The organism is Streptomyces sp. NPDC059524 (assembly GCF_042749255.1).
GTDB classification, from domain to species: domain Bacteria; phylum Actinomycetota; class Actinomycetes; order Streptomycetales; family Streptomycetaceae; genus Streptomyces; species Streptomyces xanthii.
In genome coordinates this window covers 4,785-15,618 of the sequence record NZ_JBHYTK010000076.1, presented here as the reverse complement: position 1 = coordinate 15,618, position 10,834 = coordinate 4,785, and the positions used below count along the sequence as shown (strand labels likewise).

General features: G+C 72.5%; 4 protein-coding genes. 2 read left to right on the top strand and 2 right to left on the bottom strand.

All coding sequences use genetic code 11. From position 1 onward, the window contains the following. Positions 1 to 2,137 (top strand): CDP-glycerol glycerophosphotransferase family protein (locus ACFW9D_RS21575; protein WP_384623921.1); only part of this gene is annotated, 2,137 nt, incomplete at its 5' end. Then, positions 2,124 to 3,782: a glycosyltransferase family 2 protein gene (locus ACFW9D_RS21570; RefSeq protein ID WP_384623920.1), complete on the top strand. Its 1,659-nt coding sequence runs from the start codon at positions 2,124 to 2,126 to the stop codon at positions 3,780 to 3,782. The genes ACFW9D_RS21575 and ACFW9D_RS21570, both read left to right, overlap by 14 nt. 19 nt (positions 3,783 to 3,801) lie before the next feature. Here ACFW9D_RS21570 and ACFW9D_RS21565 read toward each other — a convergent pair whose 3' ends face one another. Next, the gene (locus ACFW9D_RS21565) at positions 3,802 to 4,599 is read right to left on the bottom strand and encodes a polyprenol monophosphomannose synthase (protein ID WP_188338578.1); all 798 of its coding nucleotides are present in this window, start codon (positions 4,597 to 4,599) and stop codon (positions 3,802 to 3,804) included. 187 nt (positions 4,600 to 4,786) lie between these two features. Beyond that, positions 4,787 to 9,733 carry an NAD-glutamate dehydrogenase gene (locus tag ACFW9D_RS21560; protein ID WP_188338577.1) on the bottom strand — a complete coding sequence of 1,649 codons (4,947 nt, stop codon included), beginning with the start codon at positions 9,731 to 9,733 and terminating at the stop codon, positions 4,787 to 4,789. Positions 9,734 to 10,834 lie beyond the last annotated feature (1,101 nt).

Here is a 10,834-nt window from a genome sequence, read left to right as displayed (position 1 = left end):
CCTCGCCGTGTCGCGCGGCGCGCGGCCCCCCCCCCCGGGGCGCCCCCGCGCGCGCCCACCCCGGCGCGCCCCCCCCCCCACCACCCTCCTCACCCTGCCCGCCGGCACCGAGCCGGCCACCGCCCGCGCGGCCGGCGCCCACCGCGCCACCGGCACCTGGCTGTGGTGCCTGACCGCCACCGACCGGCCGCTCCCCGGCGCCCTGTCCGCCCTGCGCACCCGCCTCGCCGAGCTGTCCGACGAGGTGGACGTCGTGCTCGGCGACCACGTCCGCTCGACCTGGCGCGGCCCCGGCACCTCCGGCGTCGACACGGGCCGCCTCGCCCGCTTCGGCCGCCGGGACCGCCCCCTCGACGAGCACGGCAACCTCCTGCGCGTCACCCCGCTGCTCGCCAACCGCGTCCTGCGCACCGCCTTCCACCGCACCCACGAGAAGCACCTCACCGACGCCGACCCGATGTACGCGGCCCGCGCCGCCCTCGTCCTCGCCCGCCGGATCGCCGGCACCGAGCACGCCCTGGCCGACGTACGGCAACTGCGCCGCGAGAGCCTGCCGCCGGTACCGGCCGAGCGGCGGTACGAGCTGATCGACGCGTACGAGCGCCTGCAGGAGCTGATGCGGGAGCACGGCACCGCGGCCGCCCCCCGCGCCGTCCTGTACGACCTGATGGCCACCGAGACGCTGCGCGTCGTGTCCCGCGAGGGCCTGCCGGAGGCGGTCGCCCGCGAGTTCTTCCGCCGCGCCTCCGCGGCGGCCGTGCGCTGGAAGCCCCCCGGCCACCGCAGGCCCCCGGGCCGCGAGGGCGTGCGGCGCGGCCTCCTGGAGCAGGACGCGTACACGAAGTACCGCGCGTTCCAGGAGCTGAGCCACGGCCGGCGGGCCCTGCGCTCGGCCGTCCGCACCGGCCGCGGGAAGGCGGGCCGCAAGCTCCTCGACCTGCACTACCAGCGCGCCCTGAAGACCCCGCTCGACCCGGAGCTCGCCGTCTTCTCCGCGTACTGGGACCGCGGCGTCGCCTGCAACCCGGCCGCGATCGCCGCGAAGCTCGCCGAACTCGCCCCGCACATCCGCCCGGTGTGGGTGGTGTCCCGCGCGACGGAGCCGCTGCTGCCGCCCGGCACCGAGCACGTCGTGCCCGGCACCCGCCGCTACGCGGAGGTCATGGCCCGCGCCGTGTACCTCGTCAACAACGTCAACTTCCCCGGCGCGGTGGTCAAGAGACCCGGCGCGATCCACCTCCAGACCCATCACGGCACCCCGCTGAAGAAGATGGGCCTCGACCAGATCGACCACCCCACCGCCTCGCGCGGCCTGGACTTCGACGCGCTCCTGTCCCGCGTCGACAAGTGGGACTACAGCGTCAGCGCCAACTCCCACTCCACCCGCATGTGGGAGCACGCCTACCCGTCGCACTACGTCTCCCTGGACCACGGCTACCCCCGCAACGACGTCTACCACCGGGCCACGGCCGCCGACGTCCGCGCCGTCCGCGCCCGCCTCGGCATCGCCCCCGGCCGCCGCGCCCTCCTGTACGCGCCGACCCACCGCGACTACGAGGCCCGCTGGACCCCGCGCCTGGACTTCGCCGCGCTCGCCGAGCGCCTCGGCGAGGACACCGTCCTGCTCGTGCGCGGCCACTACTTCTACGGCGGCGCCGCGTCCCCGCTCGCCGGGCTGTGCCGCACCGGCCGGATCGTCGACGTCTCCGCGTACGACCCGGTGGAGGAGCTGGCGCTCGCCGCGGACGCGCTGATCACGGACTACTCGTCGATCATGTTCGACTACGCCAACCTGGACCGCCCGATCGTCAGTTACGCCGACGACTGGGAGACGTACGCGACGACCCGCGGCGTCTACTTCGACCTGACGGGCGAGCCGCCGGGCCATGTCGCCCGCACCCAGGACGAGTTGACGGAGATCCTCGTCACCGGCGCCTGGCGCGACCGGGAGTCGGCGGCCGCCCGGGACCGCTTCCGGCGCCGCTTCTGCGAGTTCGACGACGGGCGGGCCGCCGAGCGCGTCGTGCGCCGGGTCTTCCTCGGCGAGCCCGAGGAGGCGCTGCCGCCGGTGCTGCCGCTGGAGTCCCGCACCGTGGCCCCCACCCCCGAGGAGGCGGACGCCCATGGACACGCCTGACGTCACGGTCACCGTCATCACCTACGACGACGCCGCACGCCTCCCCCGCGCCGTCGCCTCCCTCCAGGCACAGACGCACACGAACATCGAGATCGTCATCAGCGACGACCACTCGACCGACAACACCCCCGAGATCGCACGGGACCTGGCGGCCGCCGACCCCCGTATCACCTGTCTCCGGCTGCCGGAGAACAGCGGCGGATGCAGCACCCCGCGCAACCGCGCCCTCGACATCGCCCGCGCCCCCTACCTGATGTTCCTCGACAGCGACGACGAACTCCCGCCCCGCGCGGTCGAGTTCCTGCTCGCCGCGCACCGCGAGAACCCCGGGATCGACTTCGCGATGGGCGCCGTCGAACGGGTCCGCGTCGACACCGGACGCACCTCGCGCTGGATGCCGCACCTCGTCGCCGAGCGCCGCACCGTCGAAGGCGTGGAGAGCGAACCCGACCTGCTCTTCGAGCACCTGTCCACGAGCAAGATGTACGCCCGCGCCTTCCTCGACCGCCACGGCCTGCGCTTCCCCGAGGGCATCCACTACGAGGACCAGCTCTTCTCCGCACAGGCCTACTGCCTCGCGAAGGCGTTCACGATCGTCCCCGAGACCGTCTACCGCTGGTACATCCACCCGTACGCGGCCGGGGACGCGGCCTCCATATCCAACCAGCGGCACCGGCTCGACAACGTCCGCGACCGCGTCCACGTGCAGGAACTCATCGACGCATTCCTCGCCGAGAGCGGCCGCGGCGACACGCTGCGCGAGGCCAAGGACCACAAGTTCCTCAAGCACGACTTCCGGATGTACGCGGGCGACCTGCCGCACCGCGACGACGCCTGGCTCGCCGAGTTCGCCGCCGTCGTGAACCCGTACCTCGACCGGCTCGCTCCCGCCGCCTACGCCCGCCTGCCGCGCGACGAACGCGTCGTCCTCCAGCTCGTGCGCGACCTGCGCCTGCCCGAGGCCCGGCTCGCGGCGCGCGGCCTCGGCCACGCCGTCGCCCCGCGCACGACGGCCCTGGACGCGGCCGGGACCCCGTACTGGGGCGACCGGGTCCCGGACACCGCGTGGGCCCGCCGCGAACTCTCCCTCGCCGACCTGGAGCTGGACACCCGGCCCTTCCGGCGCGCCCAGTTCCGCCACGAGCTGGTGTCCGTCGAGCGCGGCCCCGGCCCGGCCTCCCTGGACCTGCGCGTACGCACCCACGACCCCGGACGCCGGCTCTCCGTGGGCCCGCAGCCGGCCGCGCTCCTGCTCACCCCGGGCCGCCGCCGCGCGACCCTGCGGTTCCGGCTCGACCCCGTGCGGCCGGGCGTCTTCGAGGGCCGGGTCCGGCTCGACCTCACGGCGCTCGCGCTCCCCCGGCTCGGCTTCACCGGGACCCGGCACCCCATGCTCCAGCTGACCGCTCCGGACGGCGCCCGCAACACCGGTCTGCTGCTCGCCCCGCTCGACCTGCCCGTCCGCACCGCGCACGTGAACCGGCACCGGGTCACCGTCGAACCCGAGGGCAAGGGCGCGGGACGGCTGCAACTGCGCTGGGAGCCCCTCGGGCCCCTCGCCACCCGCATCGGCCCGCCCGTGCGGCGCGCGGCCCGCACCCCGGCGGTGCGCGGGCTGCGGCGCCTGGCCCGGATGATCCGCTGAGGCCGCCGCGTCCTGGAGGTCAGTGCCGCGAGCGGGCCCGCAGCCGCCACGGCATCGCGACCGACTCCAGCTGCACCATCAGGTTCATCTTCGACTCGCCGACCGTACGGTCCTCGAAGTGGATCGGCACCTCGATGATCCCCTGGCCGCGGCGCAGCGCCCGGTACTTCATCTCGACCTGGAAGCTGTAGCCCGCGCTGTCGACGGAGGCCAGGTCGATGGCGCGCAGGGCGTCCTCGCGCCACAGGTTGAAGCCGCCCGTGATGTCCCGGACCCGGGTGCCGAGGATCGTGCCCGCGTACGCGTTCGCCCAGCGCGACAGCAGCTTGCGGTGCGCTCCCCAGGCCTCGGAGAGGCTGCCGCCCTGCACGTAGCGGCTACCGATGGTGACGCCCGCGCCGGTCGACAGGGCGACCCCGAGCAGCTGCGGGACCTTCGCGACGGGGTGGCTGCCGTCGGCGTCCATCTGCAGGACGTAGCGGGCGCCGTCCGCCACGGCCCGCGCCATGCCCGCCGCGTAGGCCCGGCCGAGCCCTTCCTTGCCGGCGCGGTGCAGCACGGCCATCCGGTCGGCGCCGAAGCGGCCCGCGTACTCCTCGGCGAGGTCACCGGTGCCGTCCGGGCTGGAGTCGTCGACGACGAGGAGCCGCAGGCCCGGCAGCGGCAGCGCCATCAGGGCCTCGGCCATGCCGGGCAGATTCCCCGCCTCGTTGTACGTCGGCATGACGACGGTGAGCGGGGTCGCGGCCCAGTCGTCGGGCAGTGCGACCGCGCGTGCGGCCGGCGTCGCGTCGGGCCGGATCTGCTTCGGCGGCATCGGGCTCTCCCTGGTCGGCTTGCTCGGTCACCCCATCGGTACCACCGAAACACAGCCCCGGCCGTCGGGACACTCATTCAGAACACAAGAATCCGGTAGGAAGAACGACCCGGCGCGTCCGCCGGACGAACGGCGAACGACCGAGGGGCGCCCGAAGGCGCCCCTCGACCCCTGTGTCAGGGGGTGACTACGAGTGCGAACGCAGCAGCGTGCGCATCGTCCGCATCGCGACCGACAGGTTCGCCAGGTCGAAGGCGTCCGAGCCCTGGATCTCCTCCAGGGTGGTGCGCGCGCGGCCCAGGATCGCCGCGTTCTTCTCCTCCCAGTCCTTGAACCGCTGCTCCGGCGTCGAGGTCCCGTTCCCGACGGCCAGCACGTCGGCCGTCAGGGCGGCGTGCGCCGCGTACAGGTCCTCGCGGATCGACGCGCGGGCCATCGACTGCCAGCGGTCGGCCCGCGGCAGCTCGATGATGCGGTCCATCAGCTGCGTGATGTTCAGCCGGTCCGCGAGGTCGTAGTAGACCTCGGCGACGGCGAGCGGGTCCTTGCCCATGCGGTCGCCGATCTGGACGATGTCGAGCGTCGGGAACGCGGAGGAGAACCCGGCGACCCGCTCGGCCAGCTCCTCCGGCACCCCGGCGCCGGTCAGCTCGTCGACGATCCCCTGGTACCACTCGGCGTCCGCGCCGCGCAGCATCTTCGGCATGGCCGCCCAGACCTCGGTGACCCGCTCCTTGAAGAAGGCGATCGTCTCGGCGAGCTGCAGCGGCTGCGGCCGGTTGTTGAGCAGCCAGCGCGTGCCGCGCTCGACGAGCCGGCGCGAGTGCAGCCGGATCCGGGTCTGGACGTCGGCGGCGACGACATTGTCGAGCGCCTCGACCGCGTCCCACACGTCACTCAGGCCGAAGATCTCGCGGGCCGCGAGCTGCGCCCGGACGATCTCCTCCAGGGACGCGCCGGTCTCCTCGCGCAGGCGGTGCAGGAAGGTCGAGCCGCCCGTGTTCACCGTGTCGTTGACCAGCACCGTGGTGATGATCTCGCGGCGCAGCGCGTGGCCGTCGATCGAGTCCAGGTACTTGTCGCGCAGCGCCTGCGGGAAGTAGGCGTGCAGCAGCCGGGCCAGGTACGGGTCGTCGGGCAGCGAGGTCTGGATGAGCTCGTCCGACGCCGTGATCTTCGTGTACGCGAGCAGGACGGCCAGCTCGGGCTGGGTCAGGCCGCGGCCGCTGTTGAGGAGTTCCTTGATCTGCCGGTCGTTCGGCAGGAACTCCAGCGAGCGGTCCAGGTGGCCCTGCTTGCCGAGCCGGCGCATGAAGCGCTGGTGGGCGTGGAGCAGGGACGGGGCCTGCGCCTCGGCGTTGCCGAGCGCCGTGTTCTGCGCGTAGTTGTTGCGCAGGACGAGCTCGCCGACCTCGTCGGTCATGGCCGCGAGCAGCTTGTTGCGCTGCTTGACGGTCATGTCGCCGTCGAGGACCAGACGGTTGAGCAGGATCTTGATGTTGACCTCGAGGTCCGAGGTGTTCACACCGGCGCTGTTGTCGATCGCGTCGGTGTTGACCCGGCCGCCCTTGCGGGCGAACTCGATGCGGCCCAGCTGGGTCGCGCCGAGGTTGCCGCCCTCGCCGATGACCTGGGCGCGCACGTCCTGGCCGTCGACGCGGATCGAGTCGTTGGCCTTGTCGCCGACGTCGCTGTTCGACTCGACGGACGACTTCACATACGTGCCGATGCCGCCGTTCCACAGCAGGTCCACGGGGGCCTGGAGGATGGCCTTCATCAGCTCGGCCGGGGTCATCTTCGACTGGCCGGACTCGATGCCGAGCGCCTCGCGGATGTGCGCGTTGAGCTGGATCGCCTTGGCGGAGCGCGGGAAGACGCCACCGCCCGCGGAGATCAGCTCCTTGTCGTAGTCCTCCCAGCTGGAGCGCGGGAGGTCGAACATGCGGCGGCGCTCGGCGTACGAGGTGGCCGCGTCCGGGTTCGGGTCGATGAAGATGTGCCGGTGGTCGAACGCGGCGACGAGGCGGATGTGCTCGCTGAGCAGCATGCCGTTGCCGAACACGTCGCCGGACATGTCGCCGACGCCGACGACCGTGAAGTCCTCGGTCTGGGTGTCGACGCCCAGCTCCCTGAAGTGCCGCTTGACGGACTCCCAGGCGCCGCGGGCGGTGATGCCCATGCCCTTGTGGTCGTAGCCGGCCGAGCCGCCGGAGGCGAACGCGTCGCCCAGCCAGAAGCCGTAGTCCTGGGCGACCTCGTTGGCGATGTCGGAGAACTTCGCGGTGCCCTTGTCGGCCGCGACCACCAGGTAGGTGTCGTCGCCGTCGTGGCGCACGACGCCGACGGGCGGCACGACCTCGCCGCCGACCAGGTTGTCGGTGATGTCGAGCAGCGCCGAGATGAAGGTCTTGTACGAGGCGATGCCCTCGGCCATCCACGCGTCGCGGTCCACCGACGGGTCGGGCAGCTGCTTGGCGACGAAGCCGCCCTTGGCGCCGACGGGCACGATGACGGTGTTCTTCACCATCTGCGCCTTGACCAGGCCGAGGATCTCCGTACGGAAGTCCTCGCGCCGGTCGGACCAGCGCAGACCGCCGCGCGCGACCTTGCCGAAGCGCAGGTGGACGCCCTCGACGCGGGGCGAGTACACCCAGATCTCGTAGGCGGGGCGCGGTTCGGGCAGGTCGGGGATGGCCTGCGGGTCGAGCTTCATGGAGACGTAGGCGTGCGGGCGGTACGGCTCGCGCGCGTCGGTCCCGGCGCTCTGGAAGAAGTTCGTGCGCAGGGTCGCCTTGATGACCGTGAGGAAGGAGCGCAGGATGCGGTCCTCGTCGAGGGAGGCGACCTGGTCGAGCGCGCCGTCGAGCTCCTCGAGGATCCCGTCGATCAGCTCGGTGCCGGCGCTCTGCCGGTCCGGCGACATCCGCGCCTCGAAGAGGCTCACCAGCAGGCGCGTGGTGTGGACGTTGTTGCGGAGGGTGTCCTCCATGTAGTCCTGGCTGAACGTGGAGCCGGCCTGGCGCAGGTACTTGGCGTACGCGCGCAGCACCATGGCCTGGCGCCAGGTGAGCCCGGCGCCGAGCACGAGGGCGTTGAAGCCGTCGTTCTCCGCGGCGCCGGTCCAGGTGGCGGCGAACGCCTCCTGGAACCGCTCGCGGCCGTCGGCACCGAGGTCGTCCCCGTTGCCGTTGCCCTGCTGGGGCAGGCGCAGGCCGAAGTCGTAGATCCACGCCGTCGTACGGTCCGCGCAGCGCAGCTCGTACGGGCGCTCGTCGGTGACCTCGACGCCCAGGCGCTGCAGCACCGGGAGCACGGCCGACAGGGAGACGGGCGCACCGGTGCGGTAGATCTTGAAGCGGCGCTCGCCGGGGGCGGCGCCCACGGGCTCGTACAGGGAGAGCGCGAAGTCCTTGCCGCTGCGGGCGAGGGCCTCCAGGTGGACCAGGTCGGCGACGGCGGCGCGCGGGGTGTGGTCGGCCTTGTAGCCCTCGGGGAAGGCGTGGCCGTACTGGCGCAGCAGCTCCGCGGCGCGCTCCTCGCCGCACTCGGCGTTCAGCGCCTCGCCGAAGCCGTCGGCCCAGGAGCGGGCGGCCTCCACGAGCCGGGCCTCGATGCGGTCCTTGTCGGCGTCGGACAGCTGCGGCAGCTCGGTGCCGGGCGCGACGCGGACGACGAAGTGCAGCCGGGACAGGATCGACTCGGTGTTCCAGGCGGTGAAGTCGACGCTGGTGCCGCCGAGCTCCTCCTTCAGGATGTCGATGATCCGCAGCCGGACGCCCGTGGTGTAGCGGTCGCGCGGCAGGTAGACGAGCGCCGAGTAGTAGCGCCCGTACTCGTCCTTGCGCAGGTACAGGCGCAGCCGGCGCCGCTCCTGCAGGTACAGGACGGAGGTGACGATGGAGCGCAGCTCGTCCGGCGGGGTCTGGAACAGCTCGTCGCGCGGGTACGTCTCCAGGATCTGGAGCAGGTCGCGGCCGTCGTGGCTGTTGGGCGTGAAGCCGGCGCCCTTGAGGACCTCGGCGACCTTGCGGCGCACGACCGGCACGCGGCGCACGCTCTCGGTGTACGCGGCCGAGGAGAACAGGCCGAGGAAGCGGCGCTCGCCGATCACGTTGCCCTCGGCGTCGAACTTCTTCACGCCGACGTAGTCGAGGTAGCTGGGGCGGTGCACGGTGGCGCGGCTGTTGGCCTTGGTGAGGACGAGCAGCTTGTGCTCGCGGGCCTTGGCGCGGGCGTCGGCGGGCAGCCGGCTGAAGGACGGCGAGACCGGGTGGTGGTCGTCGGCGCCGTGCGGCGGGTCGGAGCGCAGGATGCCGAGGCCGGTGCCCGGCACGGCGGCCAGGGAGTCGTCCTCGGTCAGGTCGTACTCGCGGAAGCCCAGGAAGGTGAAGTGGTCGGCGGACAGCCAGCGCAGCAGCTCGCGGGCCTCCTCGACCTCCGACTCGTCCAGGTCCCCGGCGGTGGGCTCGGAGGGCAGCTCGTCGGCGATGCGCAGCGCGGCGTCGCGCATCTTCTCCCAGTCCTCGACGCACTCGCGCACGTCGGACAGGACGCGCAGCAGATCGGCGGTGATCTGCTTGAGGTCGGCGCGGTCCGTCTCGCGGTCCATCTCGACGTGGATCCACGACTCGGTGAGCACGTCGTGGCCGTCGGCGGTGGAGCCGTCCGGCAGCACCTCCAGGAGCTTGCCGGTCACGTCACGCCGCACGACGACCTGCGGGTGGATGACGACGTGGATCCCGCGCCCCTGCCGCGACAGCTCGTTGGTGACCGAGTCCACGAGGAAGGGCATGTCGTCGGTGACGACCTCGACGACGGAGTGGCTGCTGGTCCAGCCGTTCTCCTCGACGGTCGGGGTGTGGACCTTGACGCTGGCGGTGCCCTGCGGACGGTTCTCGGCGAGCCGGTAGTGCGAGTAGGCGGCGCCGAAGACGTCGACCGGGTCTCGGTCGGTGAGGTCCTCGGGCGCGGTGTGCAGGTAGTAGCGCTGGAGGAACGAGAGCACGGTGTCGCTGTCCGGCGTGCCCTCGCCCGTCTGCCCAGCCGGGAGATGCCCCCCTGCCGGGCTGTTCTCAGCTACCCGGGCGGCCCGTTCGAGCAGCTCGGCCTTGGCTTCGTCCAGCTTGGTCTGCATTGTCCTCTGGCTCCTGTCGCGCGCCGTTGCGTGACGTAGACGTGTTCGAGAAAAAACGTCCGGCGTGACGCGACGACGCGGGGTGTCCGCTGTACGTCGACGTTATGCCGGAATGAGAGAAGAGCGAACGGATATGAGCCATTTTCGGCGCACCGGCCGGCCGCGGGAAACGATCAGCGGCTGAGCGCCGGGCACGGTCGGCATGACGAACCGTGGTCTCCCGGCGCGGGCAGGGGGCGACGATGCCCCCGCGAGATATCGCGCTGATCACGGGTCAAGGCTATCTCCCCGCCCCCGGGGCACGTCATGAGCCGTATGTGTACAAAACAAGGGGGCGAACTTTGACACTCTGCACAGATCGCTGAGCCGTAGGAGTGTGCAGGGGCGTCCGAAGGGGTGACCCGCGGGGTCCGGGCGGGTCACCCGCCGGGGGGTGGGTGGTGGCTGCCCCGCCGACGAGGGCAGCCACCGCGGTGCCGCGCTCCGGGCACCACGGCGGGGCTGTCATCACGACAGCGTGGGGGAGTTGACCATGACTGCCCGACTCCCCGCCGCGACCTCCTCCGGAGCCCGACACCCCTTGATCCTCGTCGGTACACCCCACACCGCACATCGGTACCCGGGAACACCCGTATACCCAGATCGCAGGCTGGAGCCCGCCTCCGTATACCTACCGGCCCCTGGGGCGCACGAAGTGCACCTTCAGGGGCGCGGGGCTGTACCCGACAGCGGCTCCGCCGCGGGGCGCGAGAACCCCCTGAGGGGCGCACGAAGTGTGCCTTCAGGGGCGCGGGGCTGTACCCGCGACAGCGGCTCCGCCGCGGGGCGCTCCCCACACCGCCCCTGGGGCGCACGAAGTGCACCTTCAGGGGCCCGGGGCTGTACCCGACAGCGGCTCCGCCGCGGGGCGCTCCCCACACCGCCCCTGGGGCGCACGAAGTGTGCCTTCAGGGGCCCGGGGCTGTACCCGACAGCGGCTCCGCCGCGGGGCGCGAGAACCCCCTGAGGGGCGCACGAAGTGCACCTTCAGGGGCCCGGGGCTGTACCCGACAGCGGCTCCGCCGCGGGGCGCTCCCCACACCGCCCCTGGGGCGCACGAAG